The sequence below is a fragment of the Eikenella halliae genome (genome assembly GCF_001648475.1).
Taxonomy (GTDB): Bacteria; Pseudomonadota; Gammaproteobacteria; order Burkholderiales; family Neisseriaceae; genus Eikenella; species Eikenella halliae.
In genome coordinates, this window is the sequence record NZ_LXSQ01000030.1 from 102,640 (window position 1) to 120,038 (window position 17,399).

15 protein-coding genes are annotated in these 17,399 nt (G+C 57.7%); 5 read left to right on the forward strand and 10 right to left on the reverse strand.

The annotated features are described in order from the left end of the window. Position 1 precedes the first annotated feature (1 nt). From A7Q00_RS12140 to A7Q00_RS12150, 3 genes are all read right to left on the reverse strand, one after another. The gene (locus tag A7Q00_RS12140; protein ID WP_064090788.1) at positions 2-1,381 is read right to left on the reverse strand and encodes a phosphomannomutase/phosphoglucomutase; all 1,380 of its coding nucleotides are present in this window, start codon (positions 1,379-1,381) and stop codon (positions 2-4) included. Between the two features lie 223 nt (positions 1,382-1,604). After that, positions 1,605-2,012 carry a hypothetical protein gene (locus A7Q00_RS12145; protein ID WP_064090789.1) on the reverse strand — a complete coding sequence of 136 codons (408 nt, stop codon included), beginning with the start codon at positions 2,010-2,012 and terminating at the stop codon, positions 1,605-1,607. Between the two features lie 129 nt (positions 2,013-2,141). After that, positions 2,142-3,728, reverse strand: a complete 1,587-nt coding sequence (locus tag A7Q00_RS12150; protein ID WP_245637584.1) for a vWA domain-containing protein — start codon at positions 3,726-3,728, stop codon at positions 2,142-2,144. A 488-nt stretch (positions 3,729-4,216) separates the two neighbouring features. On the opposite strand from A7Q00_RS12150, the gene A7Q00_RS12155 reads away from it, so the two are divergent. The 5 genes from A7Q00_RS12155 to A7Q00_RS12175 all read left to right on the forward strand — a co-directional run bounded on the left by A7Q00_RS12155 (position 4,217) and on the right by A7Q00_RS12175 (position 7,473). Continuing rightward, positions 4,217-4,714, forward strand: coding sequence for a pyridoxamine 5'-phosphate oxidase family protein (locus tag A7Q00_RS12155; RefSeq protein ID WP_064090790.1), 498 nt, complete (start codon positions 4,217-4,219; stop codon positions 4,712-4,714). A gap of 13 nt (positions 4,715-4,727) precedes the next feature. Beyond that, positions 4,728-5,168: a TIGR01244 family sulfur transferase gene (locus A7Q00_RS12160; RefSeq protein WP_064090791.1), complete on the forward strand. Its 441-nt coding sequence runs from the start codon at positions 4,728-4,730 to the stop codon at positions 5,166-5,168. Between the two features lie 263 nt (positions 5,169-5,431). After that, complete coding sequence (locus A7Q00_RS12165; RefSeq protein ID WP_064090792.1) at positions 5,432-6,019, forward strand: SMI1/KNR4 family protein; 588 nt, start codon at positions 5,432-5,434, stop codon at positions 6,017-6,019. A 72-nt stretch (positions 6,020-6,091) separates the two neighbouring features. After that, positions 6,092-6,511 (forward strand): NfeD family protein, encoded by a 420-nt coding sequence (locus tag A7Q00_RS12170; RefSeq protein ID WP_064090793.1) that lies wholly within the window; start codon positions 6,092-6,094, stop codon positions 6,509-6,511. Beyond that, entirely contained in the window at positions 6,511-7,473 is a 963-nt protein-coding gene (locus tag A7Q00_RS12175; RefSeq protein ID WP_064090794.1) for an SPFH domain-containing protein, read from the forward strand. Before A7Q00_RS12170 ends, A7Q00_RS12175 begins: the two co-directional genes overlap by 1 nt. Before the next feature lie 382 nt (positions 7,474-7,855). Here A7Q00_RS12175 and A7Q00_RS12180 read toward each other — a convergent pair whose 3' ends face one another. From A7Q00_RS12180 to purL, 7 genes are all read right to left on the reverse strand, one after another. After that, positions 7,856-8,485, reverse strand: coding sequence for a YfgM family protein (locus A7Q00_RS12180; protein WP_064090795.1), 630 nt, complete (start codon positions 8,483-8,485; stop codon positions 7,856-7,858). Next, positions 8,486-9,778 carry a histidine--tRNA ligase gene (gene hisS, locus A7Q00_RS12185; RefSeq protein WP_064090796.1) on the reverse strand — a complete coding sequence of 431 codons (1,293 nt, stop codon included), beginning with the start codon at positions 9,776-9,778 and terminating at the stop codon, positions 8,486-8,488. Between the two features lie 109 nt (positions 9,779-9,887). Then, complete coding sequence (gene bioD, locus A7Q00_RS12190; protein WP_064090797.1) at positions 9,888-10,529, reverse strand: dethiobiotin synthase; 642 nt, start codon at positions 10,527-10,529, stop codon at positions 9,888-9,890. A gap of 166 nt (positions 10,530-10,695) precedes the next feature. Further along, positions 10,696-12,003, reverse strand: coding sequence for an adenosylmethionine--8-amino-7-oxononanoate transaminase (bioA, locus tag A7Q00_RS12195; protein ID WP_064090798.1), 1,308 nt, complete (start codon positions 12,001-12,003; stop codon positions 10,696-10,698). Between the two features lie 39 nt (positions 12,004-12,042). Beyond that, positions 12,043-12,567 carry a hypothetical protein gene (locus A7Q00_RS12200; RefSeq protein WP_156503826.1) on the reverse strand — a complete coding sequence of 175 codons (525 nt, stop codon included), beginning with the start codon at positions 12,565-12,567 and terminating at the stop codon, positions 12,043-12,045. 53 nt (positions 12,568-12,620) lie between these two features. After that, on the reverse strand, positions 12,621-13,259 hold the full coding sequence (locus A7Q00_RS12205; RefSeq protein ID WP_064090799.1) for an SMI1/KNR4 family protein: 639 nt from the start codon (positions 13,257-13,259) through the stop codon (positions 12,621-12,623). Between the two features lie 117 nt (positions 13,260-13,376). Then, a complete protein-coding gene (gene purL / locus A7Q00_RS12210; RefSeq protein ID WP_064090800.1) occupies positions 13,377-17,330 on the reverse strand; it encodes a phosphoribosylformylglycinamidine synthase in 3,954 nt (1,317 codons plus the stop codon). Positions 17,331-17,399: the final 69 nt, after the last annotated feature.

Below are 17,399 nucleotides of genomic sequence, written 5' to 3' on the forward strand. Positions count from 1 at the left end.
TTCACAACGGCCACTGCAAGCCGCCGTGTTGCTCAACCAGGATTTTGAACTGCGCCTGAATCCGCGCCAGCGCGGCCTGGTTGTCGCCCTCGAAGCGCAACACCAGCACCGGCGTGGTATTGGAAGCGCGCAGCAGGCCGAAGCCGTCGGCGAATTCGGCGCGCAGGCCGTCGATGGTAATCAGCTCTTGCAGGCCGTCGAACCGAGCGGCCTGAGCCAAATCGGCAATCAATACGTGGCCATCAGCGCCTTCGGGCAGGGCGATATTCAATTCGGGGGTAGACACGCCTTCCGGCAAGGCTTCCAGCACGGCGCTGGGGTTGGGGCTGGCTGAAAGGATTTCCAGCAGGCGCGCACCGGCGTAGAGGCCGTCGTCGAAGCCGAACCAGCGTTCTTTGAAAAACACATGCCCGCTCATTTCGCCCGCCAAAAGCGCGCCGTGCTGCTTGATGGCGGCTTTGATGAAGCTGTGGCCGGTTTTGCTCATCACCGGCTCGCCGCCGTGCCGCTTAATCCACGGCGCCAGCAGGCGGGTGGATTTCACGTCGTAAATCACTTTCGCGCCCGGGTTGCGCCTGAGCACGTCTTGCGCAAACAGCATCAGCTGGCGGTCGGGATAAATGATGCTGCCGCTGCGGATAACCACGCCGAGGCGGTCGCCGTCGCCGTCGAAAGCCAGGCCGACTTCGGCCGCGCCAGCCTGCACGGCACGGATAAGGTCTTGCAGATTGGCGGGCTTGGCGGGGTCGGGATGGTGGTTGGGGAAATGGCCGTCCACTTCGCAAAACAGCTCCTCCACTTCGCAGGCCAGCGCACGATACAGCCGCCCGGCAAACGCTCCGGCCACGCCGTTGCCGGCATCGACGGCAATTTTCAGCGGCCGTTGCAGGCGGATATGGCCGGCGATGTGTTGAACATATTCGTCTGCCACATCCAAACCGCGCACGCTGCCTTGCGGGCTACCTGAAACAAAATCCTGCGCTTGAATGATGCCGCGCAACTCTTGGATGCTGTCCCCGGCCAGGGTATTGCCGCCGAGCATCATTTTGAAGCCGTTGTAATCGGGCGGGTTGTGGCTGCCGGTAATCATCACGCCGCTGCCGGAACAATGCCGCACGGCGGCGAAATACAGCATGGGCGTGGCCACCATGCCTACATCGACCACCTCCAGCCCGCCTGCGGTGAGCCCGCGCATCAGCGCCGCTTGCAATGCCGGGCCGCTGAGCCGGCCGTCGCGCCCCACGGCAATCTGCCGCAGGCCTTGCCGGGCGGCACACGTGGCGATGGCGCGGCCGATTTGCTCGGCAGCCTCTTCGGTGAGGGTTTGGCCGACGATACCGCGGATATCGTAGGCTTTGAAAATGCTGGAGGAAATGGGCATGGGAGTTCCTTTGTTTTTTTGGGATAGAGGCTACCTGAAAACGAAGTTTCCGAAGGAAGCTGAGTTTCTGCGAAGCTAAAACGGTGTTTTGCGAAGCCAAGGCTAAGTTTCTGCTTAACCAAAATCTGAGCCGGGCTTCAGGGCAGTCTTTGGTTTGCCGTAGCAGGCTACCTGAAAATCTGTTTCGTGCCGGAATTAAACGATTGCGGCTTTGTTTTCTTTATCAGTATAAATTTCGGTATTCCAAATCATAGGTTGAAATATTGTCAGCATCCCCTTCTGAATAAAATTTAATCAAATCAAACTTAATATTCTTCACGCCACCATGTCTTTCAACCGGAATGCCTTGTGATGAAACAATCAATTTATCACCAACCAATCTTTTTGAAATCAATGCGTGCGTCTCAAGGGGAAGCTCGATGTACCCTTTCGTTTCCAGCTGGAATCTAAACAATATCCTGTCTTGATAGATTCTGATATAGACATCTCCGCCGGAAACCACCGGCTTATATTGTTTAACAACCGAAATGCATTGCGTACCCACGCAATAGCGGGATACTTCTTTGGGATTTAGCTTGCAATAGATGGCATACGTTATTGCGGCAAATACGATTAGGGTGGTTTTCCACATTATCTTTTTATTCGCGGCGTGCTTGCCGGGGATGAATGCCCGGCCTGCGGATTTCGGGGTGTTCTGAATTTCAGGTAGCCTTTAAGGCCAAGGCGGATAAAGGCTACCTGAAACCTTATTCCCGAAACCTTATTGCGGTTTGCTGCTGAGCTGTTGCGCTTTTTCAATCAGCTGCACAAACTGGCGGCGCAGGCCGTGGCGGTCGGGGGATTGGGCGCTGCGGGCCAGTTCGAGAGTTTGCGGCCAGCCGAAGTTGCTGCTGTATTTGCCGCCGCGCAAGAGTTCGCCGAAGGCGGCTGCGGCCACGGCTTGGCGGGTGGCGTTGCTGCCTTGGGCGAGCGGTTTGCTGCCCACGGCCACGGGGCGGCTGATGAGGATGCTGCTGCTTTGGCCGGGCAGTTTGTAGCGCAGCTTGATGAAGGCGTATTCGCTGTCGGCTGCTTGATCGTTGGCAGCGGGGGCGGCCTGGTAGCGGCTTTCGGGCAGCCAGCCGGTTTGCCCGGCGGGAATGATTTCATACAGCGCGGTAACGTTGTGACCGGCGCCGATGTCGCCTGCGTCCACTTGGTCGTTGTTGAAATCTTCGCGGGCAAGCATGCGGTTTTCATAGCCGATCAGGCGGTATTCCTTCACGGCGGCGGGGTTGAACTCTACTTGGATTTTCACGTCTTGCGCCACGGTGGCGAGCGTGGAGGAGAGCTGGCGGTGCAGCACTTTCTGCGCTTCTTCGGGGCTGTCGATGTAGCTGTAGTTGCCGTCGCCGGCATCGGCCAGCTGCTCCATCAGCCGTTCGTTGTAGTTGCCGCTGCCGAAGCCGAGCGTGGTGAGCGAAATGCCGCTTTTGCGTTTTTCGGCCACCATGCTGCGCAGGGTGTTGAAATCGGTGATGCCCACGTTGAAATCGCCGTCGGTGGCGAGCAGGATGCGGTTGATGCCGTTGCGGATATAGGCGCGCTGGGCGGCTTGGTAGGCCTGCTGGATGGCGTTTTCGCCTGCGGTGGAGCCGCCTGCCCTCAGGCTGTCGAGCGCGGCGAGGATTTTCTGCCGCTGGTTGCCCGGGGTGGGCGGTAGCACGACTTTATTGCCGTCGGCATAGGTAATGAGGGTGATGCGGTCTTGGGCGCGGGTTTGGTGCGCGAGGGTGCAGAGGGTGTATTTCACCATCGGCAGTTTGTCGCGGCTATACATGGAGCCGGACACGTCCACCAGGAACACGAGGTTGGCCGGCGGCAGCGCGGCCTGGCTCACCTCTTTGGCCTGGATGCCGATGCGGATCAGCTTGGCGCCGCTGCGGAAGGGGGAATCCACGGTTTCGGTGTGCACGGCGAAGGGTTTGCCGTCGGTAGGCTTGGCGTAGCCGTAGTCGAAATAGTTGATGATTTCTTCAATGCGCACGGCATCGGCGGGCGGCAGGCGGCCGCTTTGGGTGAGGAAGCGGCGGATATTGGCATAGCTACCGGTGTCCACATCAATGCTGAAGGTGGAAACGGGCTGCTCGGCCACGGCGTGCACGGGGTTGGGCTCATAATGGCCGTAGCGCTCGGTGTTTTGGCGCGATGGGACGGCCGCGCCCTCATTCACCATCCTTCTCATCTCGAGGGCCGGGCCATATTCAGCTCCGGCATCTTTGGCGGCCTCTACCTGCGCTGCGGGCGCAGCTGAAGGCGCTGCTTCATATGAAGTCACAGAATGGTTCTTCACCGCTGCCTGCGGCATGGTGCGTAAGCTGAAGCGGGCACTGCGGGATTCATAATAATCCGACCGTTCGTCCAAATAACGCGAACAGGCCTGATGAACGCGCTGGGTATTATCTGCCAGCGCGGGCAGGGCGGATACAGACAATAAAGCCAGCAAAACAGTGCGGGCAAATGGCGGTTTATGCATAGCGGGCTCCTTAGTAAGCAGACATGGGAAATAGCCGCCATTATATAGCCGCCCACGCCGCCTGCAAACCAAATGCCGCGCCCTGCCACCGCTCTATTTTCAGGTAGCCTCTAAGCCGTTTGAGTCCAGCATTCGGGCGTGGAATTTGGTATCATTCCCCTGCGGGCAAAAGGCTACCTGAAACCGGCCTGCCTAAACTATAGTGAATTAAATTTAAACCAGTACAGCGTTGTCTCGCCTTGCCGTACTATCTGTACTGTCTGCGGCTCGTCGCCTTGTCCTGATTTAAATTTAATTCACTATAAACAGAGGAGAAAATCATGTCTTTCAGAGAAATGAAACACGCAAACCAGCAGCTGTCTAATGAAGAAGCCATCGCCATTTTGCAGCGCGGCAAATCCGGCGTACTCGCCCTGCACGGCGACAACGGTTATCCCTACGCCGTGCCGATCAGCTATGTTTACCACGAAGGCAAAATTATCCTGCACGGCGCGCCCGCAGGCCATAAACACGAACTGCTCGCGCGCGACAACCACGTTTCCTTCTGCGTGGTGGATCTCAACGACATCGTGCCGCAGGAATTCACCACTTATTTCCGCAGCGCCATCGTGTTCGGCACGGTACGCACCGTTACCGACCCCGCCGAAAAACAGGCCGCGCTCGAAGCCGTGGGGCACAAATACTCCCCCAACCAAAACGACCTCCTGCCCTATATCGGCAAACATTTTGATTATGTAAAAGTGATGGTTTTAGAAATCGACCACCTCACTGCCAAAGAATCCATCGAGCTCGTTCGAGCCAAAACCACCCACTCATAAACCAAGGAAAATTATGTCAAACCAAGCCCCCTTCCCCACCCTTGCCCCCGGCCTGTTTGTTTCGCCGCAAATCAGCCGCCAAGACATTCTCGCCGCCGCCGCTGCCGGCGTGCAAACCATCATCTGCAACCGCCCCGACGGCGAAGAGCCCGGCCAGCCCAGCTTCGAGCAAATCCGCCACTGGGCGGCCGAAGCCGGTATCCGGCACGTTATCCACCAGCCCATGCTGATGCCGCAAATCGATGCCGCCGCTGCCGCACAGTTTGCCCAACACCTGGCCGACCACCCCGCGCCCGCCCTCGCCTACTGCCGCAGCGGCACCCGCAGCAGCTTCTTGTGGGCCATGGGGCAGGCCGCCCAAGGCGCAGACCCGCGCCAACTGGTGCAAACCGCCGCCGCTGCCGGCATCGACCTTACCGCCGCCCTGCCGCGCCTGCTGGAAGCGCAGGCCTAGCCAGCAGAATTTACCTGCACGTATTTTTCAGGTAGCCTCATCTCATCACTCATTCAAAGGCTACCTGAAAAATAAAGGAAGGGGTATTAATTACTTCCTGATGGTATCCCACCGAATTTAACTCCTCCGAATAGAAGGTTAAAATAAAAATGGCTGTTGCTGCCATTCTATTCAGCAACCGAAATGAATGTTTTTTAACAAGAATTTAAAGTTTTTGTGCCTTATCTGTTAGGATCTTTTATTGAAAAATATAGGAAGGCATTATGTCCTCAAATTTGACTGAACAAACCCGTATTCGCATGATCATTGAAGATCAGATCAGGCGATTGGATGCTATCTATAAGGTAACTTGCTCATCAAAAGATTATTTAGGTTGGAAGAAACAAGGGCTGTCGGAAAAAGAGTTGCTCTTACTTGAACAGCGATTGGGAAAAAATATTCCTGATGCGCAACGCATTGCCCTTAACTTATTTGAATTCCGCATATCCCCGCAATACGCCTTAGATATCGGATTTTCAGATGGCGATGTCCCAATAAACAACATAAATCTGGCTGCTGATTTTATCGTTGGTGATAGTAACATTGGAAATGAAATGCAGTATGTCTACAATTTATTGCCGAATATGCCAAAATATTCTGGGGCATTGCATCATGTGGTTTGGCATAAGGACTTGATGATGATAGGTGCAGAAGATACATTTTATTGGTTTGTAGATTTAAATCCTCCTGAAAACGGTGTTTATGGACAAATTATTTGCGCAGGATTTGAGGAAATAAAAGTAGTAGCAAATAATTATATGGAGTTTCTTGAAATTATAATTAAATCATTTCCAAAAAATGATTTCTCATAAACCGCCTGTGCAAAGCCAAACTTAGATGTTGTTGGAAACCTTCCCCACCTACCCCAAGATAAGGAGCCGCCCATGCACTATTGGTATTGGTTTATCGCCGCAGCCGCCCTGTTCGTTCTCGAAATGTTCAGCGGCACGTTCTACCTGCTGGTGGCCAGCATCGCCCTGCTCGGTGCAGGCATAGCCGCCTGGCTCGGCGCGGGCGGCGGCGTATCGCTGCTGGTGGCCGTGCTGCTTTCCGCAGCCGGTATCGCCGCCGTATACCGCATCCGGCGCAACCGCCGCGCCCAAACCGCCGATGCCGAAGGCGATTTGGACATCGGCAACACCGTGCTGCTGCACCAGCCCCAATCCGGCAGCCTGTGGCTCGTGCAATACCGCGGCACCTATTGGCAGGCCGAAGCCCCCTTCCCCGCGCAGGCCGGGCAAGCCGCGCGCATCGCCGGGAAATCCGGCAACATCTTGATTTTGCAACCTCTGGAGGAAAACTGATGGATATCGTTACCCTGGCAATCCTATTTGCCGTTATCATTGTTTTCGGCTTTAAAGCCTTCACCGTCGTGCCGCAGCAGGAAGCCTATGTGGTGGAACGGCTCGGCCGCTTCCACGCCGTGCTCAACCCCGGCCTCAACTTCCTCATCCCCTTCCTCGACCGCGTGGCCTACAAGCACCTGCTCAAAGAAATCCCGCTCGATGTGCCCAGCCAGGTGTGTATCACCCGCGACAACACCCAGCTCACCGTAGACGGCATTATCTACTTCCAAGTAACCGATGCCAAACTCGCCTCCTACGGCTCCAGCAACTACATCACCGCCATCACCCAGCTCGCGCAAACCACCCTGCGTTCCGTCATCGGCCGCATGGAGCTGGACAAAACCTTCGAAGAGCGCGACGACATCAACCGCACCGTGGTCGCTTCGCTCGATGAAGCCGCCGTATCCTGGGGCGTGAAAGTATTGCGCTACGAAATCAAAGACCTCGTGCCGCCGCAAGAAATCCTGCGCGCCATGCAGGCGCAAATCACCGCCGAACGTGAAAAACGCGCCCGCATCGCCCAATCCGAAGGCCTGAAAATCGAGCAAATCAACCTTGCCTCCGGCGAGCGCGAAGCCGAAATCAAAAAATCCGAAGGTGAAGCCCAAGCCGCCGTCAACGCCTCGCAAGGCGAAAAAGTGGCCCGCATCAACCGTGCCCAAGGCGAAGCCGAAGCCCTGAAACTGGTGGCGCAAGCCAGCGCCGACGCCATCCGCTTGGTGGCCGACGCCATCAACCAGCCCGGCGGCAACGAAGCCGTTAATCTGAAAGTGGCCGAGCAATACGTGGACGCCTTCGCCAAACTGGCCAAAGAAGGCAACACACTGATTATGCCCGCCAACGTGGCCGACATCGGCAGCCTCGTCTCCGCAGGCATGAGCATCATCAAAGGCCAGCAAGGCAAAACGCCTACGGCTTGATTGCGATTACTAGGGAATGTGCAAAGGCTACCTGAAATGGTTTCAGGTAGCCTTTGTTTGCAGATTAAAGCTGCTCGGTATTGGCATTGGCAAGCCTCCAAACCATCCAGGCATAGTTTCAGGTAGCCTGTATTCACTTCTGCGCAGGCAATACCTTATTCAAACCACACGCGACCTAAAATCCAAAAGGCTACCTGAAATCCAAAAGGCTACCTGAAATCCAAAAGGCTACCTGAAATCCAAAAGGCTACCTGAAATCCAAAAGGCTACCTGAAATCCAAAAGGCTACCTGAAATCCAAAAGGCTACCTGAAAAACGGCTGTTGCCGGCGGTGGGTTTTCCATCCGCCGGCAACAGCCGTTATGGGCTTTGGCCTGTCTTCTTAGTTCAGCTGGTCGATTTTCAGCTGTATAAACTCGCGCCCTTGGTCGTCTTGGGGCAGTTTGTCCATCGCCTGTTTGTAGGCTGCGGCGGCTTCGCTGCGTTTGCCTTGTGCGGCGTAAACGTCGCCTTTGGTTTCCAGCAGGATGCCGGAATAGGCTTCATCGGTGTTCATGCCGAGGGTGGCGATGGCTGCGTCGTATTTCTGCTGTTGCAGCTGCACGGTGGCCAGGCGTTGGATGGCCATGGCGCGGATGAGCGGTTCTTGGTGGTATTTGAGTACCCAGTTCAGGTGGCCGATGGCTTCGTCGTATTTACCTTGATCGAAGGCGGCACCAGCCTGCATCAGGGTGGCTTGGGCGGCGGAGATGCTGGTCGGATATTGGCTTTGCAGTTGGGTGAGCAGTTTGGCGGCTTCGGCGGGCTTGTTGGCCTGCTGGTTTTCCGCCCACTGGTCGAACACGGCCACGGCTTCGTTGTTCACGCTGCGCTGGTGGCTGCTGTACATCACCCAGCCGAAGTAGCCGATGGCGGCCACCACGAGCAGGGCAAACAGCCAACGCCCCCAGCTGCGCCAGAAATATTTGAAGTTTTCAATTTCTTCTTGGTCTTTTAAATCATAAACAGCCATTTAGCGTATCCATTCGTTTAATTGTTGAAGCAAATCGGCAGCAGGCACGCTCACTTGGCCGCGCCCTTGCTGCATATCTTTGAGGCTGGCTTTGCCTTCGGCCAGCTCGCCTTCGCCCACGATCAGCGCCACTTTGGCGCCGGAGGCGTCGGCTTTTTTCATTTGGGCGGCCAGTTTCTGGCTGCCGGAATGCTGCAGCACGCTGAAACCGGCAGCGCGGGCGGCGGCGGCATATTGCATGCTGGGCAGCAGGGTATCGCCGCCTTGGTGTATCACGTAAATATCGGGTGCGGCATCGGCTTGCAGATTGCCGTATTCGTGCACCAGCAGCAGCAGCCGCTCCACGCCCATGGCAAAGCCGATGGAGGGGGCGGGTTTGCCGCCGAGTTCTTCAATCAGGCCGTCGTAGCGGCCACCGCCGCACACGGTGGCTTGGGCGCCGAGTTTGTCGGTGGTCCATTCAAACACGGTTTGGTTGTAGTAGTCCAACCCGCGCACGAGCCGGTGGTTTTCCACATAGGCAATGCCCAAACCGTCGAGCAGGGCTTTGAAACCGGCGTAGTGGGCGCGGGAGGCTTCGCCGAGGTAATCGGCCAGGCGCGGGGCGCCGTTGCAAATTTCCTGCAAATCGGGGTTTTTGCTGTCCAGCACGCGCAACGGATTGGTGTACATACGGCGGCGGCTGTCTTCATCCAGCGCGGCTTCGTGCTGTTTCAGGTAGCCTACCAAGGCGGCGCGGTGGGCGGCGCGTTCTTCGCGGTTGCCCAGGCTGTTGATTTCCAAAGTCAGATATTGGCTGATGCCGAGCTCGCGCCACAAATCGGCGCACATGGCGATGATTTCGGCGTCGATATCGGGGCCTTCAAAGCCCAGCGCTTCCACGCCCACTTGATGAAATTGGCGGTAGCGCCCTTTCTGCGGGCGTTCGCGGCGGAACATGGGGCCCATATACCACAGCTTCTGGCCGCCGTTGTACAGCAGATTGTGCTCCACCACGGCGCGCAGGCAGGAGGCGGTGCCTTCGGGGCGCAGGCTGAGGCTGAGGGTGTCGTTGGAGTCGGCAAAGGTATACATTTCTTTGCCCACCACATCGGTGTCTTCGCCGATGGAGCGCACGAAAAGGCCGGTTTGCTCCACGATCGGGGTACGGATTTGGCGGTAGCCGAAGCGGTGCGCCCATTGGCCGATGCGGTTTTCAAAGGCCTGCCAGAAGGCGGCGGTGAGCTTGAAATCTTTCTGCTCCACCGGCAAGAGGTCGTTCATGCCTTTTACGGCTTGGATTTTTTGTCCCATGATTCGGTTTGGGGAGAGGGGTAAACGGAAATGCGGATTATAGCGGATATGTGGGGGTTCGGGCTAAAGCTGTGTGCAAGGCTACCTGAAAAAATGCTGCACTCGGTTTTCAGGTAGCCTCTGCCAACACCGCCCACTCCGCCTCGGGGAAATGCCGCTGCAGGTAATCGCGCAAATAGCGTTCGGTTTCCGCGCCGATGACGGGGTCGGCAGCGGGATAGCGGTTGTACACCAGCCGGTGCACCGGCAGGCCGGCATGGCGGGCGGCGGCCAGGCTGAGCAGGGTGTGGTTGATGCTGCCCAGGCGGCCGGACGTAACCAACACCAGCGGGTAGCCGCGTTCGGCGGCAAAGTCGAGCAGGGTTTGCTCGCGGTTTAGCGGCACCATCAACCCGCCCGCCCCTTCGAGCAGCACGGTGTCGTAGCTTTGCAGCAGGGTTTGGGTGGCTTTATCAATCACTTCCAGGGAAATCGGGCGCTGTTCCTGCTCGGCAGCCAAGTGCGGCGAGCAGGGATAGGCAAACACATAAGGGCAGGTGCTGCCGTTGCGGTCGTGCTCGGTGAGCCCGATGCCTTGCAGGCGGCGGTGGGTTTGGATGTCTTCGGCGATGCCTTGGCAGCCGGTTTGCACGATTTTTTGGGTAATCACACGGTGGCCGGCGGCGGCCAGCTCTTTGGCATACAGGCCGGTGGCGATGCTTTTGCCGATGCCGGTGTCGATGCCGCTCACAAAATAAACTGGTTTCTGCATACTGTTCTCCTCTCTGCAAACAGGCTATAGTGAATTAAATTTAAACCAGTACAGCGTTGGCTCGCCTTGCCGTACTATTTGTACTGTCTGCGGCTCGCCGCCTTGTCCTGGTTTTTGTTAATCCACTATACCTGAAAATTTCAGGTAGCCTTCAGCGCGTGTCCCATTATTCGGACTGCGGCCATGCTTCGCCGTATTCCTCCGCCACTGCCGCCAAGGTCTGTTCGGCCAAGAAATCCAATTCCTGCTGGCTGATCACAAACGGCGGCATCAGATACACCAGCCGCCCGAACGGCCGCACCCACACGCCCTTTTCCACCAGCCGCGGCTGCAGGGAAGCCATATTGACCGGCTGCGCCATCTCCAACACACCAATCGCGCCAAGCGCCCGCACTTCGCGCACGCAACGCCATTGCGCCGCCGCAGCCAGCTTACGCCGCAGCGTTTGCTCGATATTGGCCACCCGCTGCCGCCACGGGCTTTCCCGCAGCATCGCCACGCTCTCGGCCGCCACCGCGCAGGCCAGCGGGTTGGCCATGAAGGTGGGGCCGTGCATAAACGCACCCGCTTGGCCCCGGCTGATGGCCGCGGAAATTTCCTCGGTGCACACCGCCGCCGACAAGGTGAGATAACCGCCGGTGAGCCCCTTGCCCAGCAAGATAATGTCCGGCACCACGCCGGCATGCTCCAAGGCAAACATTTCGCCGCTGCGGCCGAAGCCGGTGGCGATTTCGTCAAAAATCAGCAGCACGCCGTATCGGCTGCACAATGCCCGCGCCTGCCGCAGGTATTCGGGGTGGTAGAAATACATTCCGCCCGCCCCCTGCACCACCGGCTCTAAAATCAGCGCCGCCAATTCATCGTGTTTTGCTGCCAACAAGCTTTCCAACGGGCGGATGCTTTCAGGCTGCCATTCGCCATGGAACGGGCTGGCCGGTTGCGGCAGGAAATACTGCACCGGCAGGCTGCTCGAAAACAGGCCATGCATGCCTTCTTCCGGGTCGCATACCGACATGGCATGCCAGGTGTCGCCGTGATAACCGGCGCGGATGGTGGCGAAACGGCAGCGTTTTCCCCGCCCCACGGCATGCTGGTATTGCAGCGCCATCTTCATCGCCACTTCCACCGCCACCGAGCCGCTGTCGGCATAAAACACTTGGTTGAGGGCCGGCGGCAGCAATTCCAGCAGCAACTGCGTGAGCCGTACCGCCGGCTCGTGGGTGAGCCCGCCGAACATCACATGGCTCATCTTCGCCAATTGTGCTGCGGCCGCGGCGTTGAGGCGCGGGTGGTTGTAACCGTGCAGCGCCGCCCACCAAGAAGAGGTGCCGTCCACCAGCCGTTTGCCGTCGGCCAGCTCGATGCTGCAGCCTTCCGCCCGTGCCACAGCATATACCGGCTGGGTGTTGGGCATGGCGGCGTAGGGGTGCCAAATGTGGCGGCGGTCGATTTGCGTGAGGGTTTCCCAATTCATGATGAGGCTACCTGAAAAATATCGGGCTGGCTTGCCCGCTTATGAAATCGAATCAAATCCTTCAAACACGGCCTGACGCGGCGCGGCACGCAGGGCGGCGGTGGCGGCGGATTCGCGGGTGAGGTTGAACCAAACTTCGTCTAGCGAGCGGCCGATTAAGAAGGGCTCTTCCCTGAAATCGAAAGCATAAATATCGAATTCGTCTTGGCTCGGCCTGCTTTCGATATCCCAAAACAGATAAGTGCCGGATTCGCTTTTGGCAAAAAATTCCATCCTGGCCATCAGGCGGAGGTGCTGTTCGGAGAAAAAGCCTTCGTATTCGCCTAACTCATTGATATAGATAGATTTCACCGCTGCCCTGGCCTGCTGCCAGGAATCGCAATATTGCGGATTGGCGGGGATATGGACGAGATAGTTGCCCAGCGAGCGGCCCCAGCCATATTGCGCGGCAAAGCGCTGGTAGGATGCGGGAAAGCCCCGGCCGTTGGCAAAGCGGAAGTTGGCCAACCCGTTGGGATCGCCGAATATTTTGGCCGGTTTTAACACCAGCAGCCTGGTTTCCATACCCTATCTCCGTTTTCGCCATGATTGAGGCTACCTGAAAAACCGGCACGGTATCAGTCAGGGTGGTAGCTGGCAGCATCGTACCAATACATTCCGTAGTAACGGCGCAAAAAACCGATGCTGTCGGTAGCCAGTTGGCGGAACAAATCACTGAGGTTATCGGCAATTTGCGAAATGCCGTTGCCGCCGTCATGCTCGAAAATGAAAATCTTGCCGCGGTACGCACCATCGGCGGGCATCAGCAGGCATTCGGGGCTGTAGCCGAAATAGGCAAACACCACGGCATTTTCCCACCAATCGGGAAAACCGTAATAAGCCGGTGCGCCTTCATCAGTAGTATAAAGCCCCAATTCGTCCTTATCTAGCGTGTCTTCGTCGATTTGCAACCAGTCGGCCAATGCCGCCTTGCCTGCCGCCATGTCGGCAACCGGCAAAAAGCTCAGGCAAGCCTGAGGGTCGTCTTTCCGTGCAAACAGTTGCAAACCATTGTGTCGGCGGTACAGCGCCAACAAGTCATCGCCCGCCCCATTGAGCCGGCCGGCCAAACAGACCGCATCGTCGGCATGGGCCGGTGCGGCCGCATGGTGGAAAACAGGAATCCGTTCGTCCCCGTCCTCGGCATGGTTGATGATATGCGGATCGGCAGCATCCAGCAGGGCGTGTAAATGGGCAAATAAAGATTGAGCACCCATAAGTTCCACAAGCCTCCTAAAATTAAACATCAAATAAACCAATAAAACACTTGTTTTGATAACCGTTGAAGGCTACCTGAAATTCTTTCAGGTAGCCTTCGCTATCCTACCCACTCATCAGCCCAGCACCTTCCGTGCTGTAGCAAACATCCGATACCAGCCGGCCAGTTCGCTGTCGCGCCATTCTTCCGGCAGCCAGCTCATTTGCGCGCTGCGGTACACCCGCTCCGGATGCGGCATCATGATGGTTACGCGGCCGTCGGCAGTGGTGACGGCGGCGATGGCATCGGGCGAGCCGTTGGGGTTGAGCGGGTAGGTTTGGGTGGGCTTGCCTTGGCCGTCGATATATTGCATGGCGGTTTTCAGGCTACCTGAAACTTGGTTTTCAGCTCGCCCCAAGTGGGTGAAATCGGCGCAGCCTTCGCCGTGGCTAACCACCACGGGCAGGCTGCTGCCCACCATATCGGCCAAAATCAGCGAGGGCGATTGCGGCACGCGCACCATGCTCAGGCGGGCTTCAAACTGTTCGGATTCGTTGCGGCGGAACTTCGGCCAGCCCTCCGCGCCGGGGATGATTTCAGCCAGGTTGGCCATCATCTGGCAGCCGTTGCACACGCCGAGTGAGAGTGTGTCCGGCCTAGCGAAGAATTCGGCAAACTGGTCGCGCAGTTTGCTGTGGAACAGGATAGATTTCGCCCAGCCTTCGCCAGCACCCAGCACGTCGCCGTAGCTGAACCCGCCGCAGGCGGCCAGCATTTGGAAGGTGTCCAACTTCACGCGGCCTGCCATCAGGTCGGACATATGCACATCGTAGGCATCGAAACCGGCGCGGGTGAAGGCGGCGGCCATTTCCACTTGGCCGTTCACGCCCTGCTCGCGCAGGATGGCGATTTTGGGTTTAGCCCCGCTGTTGATAAACGGCGCGGCAATATCCTGTTTCACATCAAAGCTTAAATCGGCAAACAGCCGGCTGAGTCCTTTGTCGGCCAGCAAGGCAAATTCGCTGTCGGCGCAGGCGGGATTGTCGCGCAGGCGTTGGATTTGGTGGGAGGTGGACTGCCAAGCGCGTTGCAAATCTACCAGGGGTTGGTCAAACAAAGTCTCCCCGTCATTCACAAGCGTGAAATTGCTGCCGCAATGCGCCTGTCCGATGCAGTAAACCGCGCTGCCCAAACCTTGTTTATCGAATGCCGCCATCACATCGGCAAAATCCTGCTTCCGCACCTGCAATACCGCGCCCAGCTCTTCGTTGAATAAGGCAGTCAGATGGGCAAGCGGCAACACTTCTTCCACAATCGCGTTCGGCAGTTTGCGTTCCCATTCTTTAAACAGAACCTGCGCGTATTCATCGATATTCGCTTCCAAGCCGCTCCGACCGGCAAACGCCATTTCCGCCAGCGTGGCAAACAGACCGCCATCCGAACGGTCGTGGTAGGCCAGCAGTTTGCCTTCCTGCACCAGCTGCTGAATCACGTTGTAAAACTTTTTCAGGTAGCCTGCTTCGATGTCGGGTGCTTCACCGCCCAATTCGCCGTATACCTGCGTTAAGGCCGAGCCGCCCATGCGGGCTTTGCCCCGCCCCAAATCCACCAGCAGCAACACGCTGTCTGCCACCGGCTTGATGTCGGGCGTAACCGTTTTGCGTACGTCCTGCACGGGGGCGAAGGCGGTGGCAATCAGGCTCAACGGCGACACCACGGATTTTTTCTCCGCACCGTCCTGCCACACGGTCTTCATGGAAAGGCTGTCTTTGCCCACGGGGATGCTCACGCCGATTTCCCGGCACATCTGCGACACGGCTTCCACCGTGCGGTAGAGTTTCTCGTCTTCGCCCGCATTGCCGCAGGCAGCCATCCAGTTGGCAGAGAATTTGATGTTGCCGATATTGCCGATATTAACCGCCGCGATATTGGTAATGGCTTCGCCGATACACATCCTGCCCGAAGCGGGCGCGTCAAACAGCGCGACGGCGGGTTTTTCGCCCATGGCCATCGCTTCGCCGCGATGCGTATCGAAGCCCATGATGGTCACGGCGCAGTCGGCCACGGGGGTTTGCCAGCGGCCGACCATTTGGTCGCGGTGGGTCAAGCCGCCGACGGTGCGGTCGCCGATGGTAATCAGGAAGTTTTTCGCGGCCACGGCCGGCAGTTGCAATACGCGGTAAGCGGCTTCCTTCAAATCGATATGGCTACCTGAAAACGGTTTTTCAGGCTGCTGTTGCGTTTTATCGGTGCGTGTGGTTTTGGGCGGTTTGCCGAGCAATACGTTCAGCGGCAAATCCACGGGCTTGTTGGCAAACAAATCGTCGCACACCTGCAAATGCCCGTCGTCGGTAGCCGTTCCGACCACGGCAAACGGGCAGCGCTCGCGTTCGCAAATGGCGCGGAAAGCATCCAAATCTTTTTCCAGAATCGACAATACATAACGCTCCTGCGCCTCGTTGCACCAGATTTGCAGCGGTGTCAGCCCGTGCTCTTCCAACGGCACATCGCGCAGCTTAAATACCGCACCGCGCCCGGCATCGTTGACCAATTCGGGGAAGGCGTTGGACAAACCGCCCGCACCCACGTCGTGAATGGCGATAATCGGGTTGGCCGCGCCGAGCTGCCAGCAGCGGTCGATCACTTCTTGCGCACGCCGTTCGATTTCGGGGTTGCCGCGCTGCACGGAGTTGAAATCGAGCGAAGCATCGTTCGCACCCGTGTCCATAGACGAAGCCGCGCCGCCGCCCAAACCGATGAGCATGCCCGGCCCGCCGAGCTGCACCAACAGCGCGCCTGCGGGAATTTCGTGTTTATGCGTTTGTTCCGCCTGGATATTGCCCAAACCGCCGGCAATCATAACCGGCTTGTGGTAGCCGCGCATTTGGCCGTCAAACTCGGCTTCGAAGGTGCGGAAATAGCCCAACAGGTTCGGGCGGCCGAATTCATTATTGAACGCCGCGCCGCCGATGGGGGCTTCAATCATGATGTCGAGCGGGGAGGCGGTGTGGGCGGGCCTGCCGTAGCCGCCTTCCCAAGGCTGTTTCAAATCGGGGATATTGAGGTTGGAAACCGTATAGCCGGTGAGGCCGGCCTTGGGGCGAGCGCCGCGCCCGGTTGCGCCTTCGTCGCGGATTTCACCGCCCGCGCCCGTGGCCGCACCGGCAAACGGCGCAATCGCCGTGGGGTGGTTGTGCGTCTCCACCTTCATCAGGATATGGGTATCTTCTTCGTGGAAACGGTAGCCCTGATTGGCCGCCGCATCGGGATAAAAACGGGCGATTTTCGCGCCTTCGATTACCGAGGCGTTGTCCTTATACGCCACCACCGTGCCGGCCGGAGCGGCTTCGTGCGTGTCGCGAATCATGCGGAACAGCGATTTGGGCTGCTTTTCGCCGTTTAAGATAAAGTCGGCATTGAAGATTTTGTGGCGGCAGTGTTCGCTGTTGGCCTGCGCGAACATCATCAGTTCCACGTCAGACGGATTGCGTTTCAAAGCCCGATAATTGTCCAGCAGATAATCGATTTCGTCGGGCGAAAGCGCCAATCCCAAGACGGCATTGGCTTTTTCCAGCGCGGCGCGGCCGCCTGAAAGCACGTCCACCGTGTCAAACGTTCGCGCTTCGGGGCGGGCGAACAATTTGGCGGCCGCCTGAAAATCGGGCAGCACCGATTCGGTCATGCGGTCGTGCAGCAAAGCCGCCCATTGCTGTTTCTGCACTTCGGAAAGGCTACCTGAAAGCCACACTGCCATGCCGCGTTCGATGCGCCGGATTGGGGTGAAGCCGCAGTTTTTCGCAATTTCCGTGGCTTTGGACGCCCAAGGCGAAATCGTGCCGATGCGCGGCGTGATGAGAAACAGATGCAGGCTACCTGAAGACTGCGGCAACTCCGATGCCACTTGCCCCGCCAGCAAGGCTTCCAACTTTTCCGCATCTGCCGCATTCAAGTGTTCGGCGCAATCGGCAAAATACCAATATTCGCTGCGGATTTCGGCTTCAGGTAGCCCCAAGGCAGCAGCTTTTTGCAGCAGTTTTTCAACACGGAAACCGGAGAGGGCGCGCTCGCCGCGCAGGAAGAGGATAGGCATGGGCAGACTCGCATGAGAGGGGTTGGGAAAGGCGCGATTATACGCCAAATCTGCCCCGTCCTGTCGGCG

Excerpts from the sequence above, each read along its gene's own strand:
- A7Q00_RS12150 (WP_245637584.1), bottom strand. The coding sequence starts at position 3,728 with ATGCCGCAGGCAGCGGTGAAGAACCATTCTGTGACTTCATATGAAGCA.
- bioD (WP_064090797.1), bottom strand. The coding sequence starts at position 10,529 with ATGCAGAAACCAGTTTATTTTGTGAGCGGCATCGACACCGGCATCGGC.
- A7Q00_RS12165 (WP_064090792.1), top strand. The coding sequence starts at position 5,432 with ATGTCCTCAAATTTGACTGAACAAACCCGTATTCGCATGATCATTGAA.
- A7Q00_RS12180 (WP_064090795.1), bottom strand. The coding sequence starts at position 8,485 with ATGGCTGTTTATGATTTAAAAGACCAAGAAGAAATTGAAAACTTCAAA.
- purL (WP_064090800.1), bottom strand. The coding sequence starts at position 17,330 with ATGCCTATCCTCTTCCTGCGCGGCGAGCGCGCCCTCTCCGGTTTCCGT.
- A7Q00_RS12160 (WP_064090791.1), top strand. The coding sequence starts at position 4,728 with ATGTCAAACCAAGCCCCCTTCCCCACCCTTGCCCCCGGCCTGTTTGTT.
- A7Q00_RS12140 (WP_064090788.1), bottom strand. The coding sequence starts at position 1,381 with ATGCCCATTTCCTCCAGCATTTTCAAAGCCTACGATATCCGCGGTATC.
- A7Q00_RS12175 (WP_064090794.1), top strand. The coding sequence starts at position 6,511 with ATGGATATCGTTACCCTGGCAATCCTATTTGCCGTTATCATTGTTTTC.
- A7Q00_RS12170 (WP_064090793.1), top strand. The coding sequence starts at position 6,092 with ATGCACTATTGGTATTGGTTTATCGCCGCAGCCGCCCTGTTCGTTCTC.
- A7Q00_RS12200 (WP_156503826.1), bottom strand. The coding sequence starts at position 12,567 with ATGGAAACCAGGCTGCTGGTGTTAAAACCGGCCAAAATATTCGGCGAT.
- bioA (WP_064090798.1), bottom strand. The coding sequence starts at position 12,003 with ATGAATTGGGAAACCCTCACGCAAATCGACCGCCGCCACATTTGGCAC.
- A7Q00_RS12145 (WP_064090789.1), bottom strand. The coding sequence starts at position 2,012 with ATGTGGAAAACCACCCTAATCGTATTTGCCGCAATAACGTATGCCATC.
- A7Q00_RS12155 (WP_064090790.1), top strand. The coding sequence starts at position 4,217 with ATGTCTTTCAGAGAAATGAAACACGCAAACCAGCAGCTGTCTAATGAA.
- A7Q00_RS12205 (WP_064090799.1), bottom strand. The coding sequence starts at position 13,259 with ATGGGTGCTCAATCTTTATTTGCCCATTTACACGCCCTGCTGGATGCT.
- hisS (WP_064090796.1), bottom strand. The coding sequence starts at position 9,778 with ATGGGACAAAAAATCCAAGCCGTAAAAGGCATGAACGACCTCTTGCCG.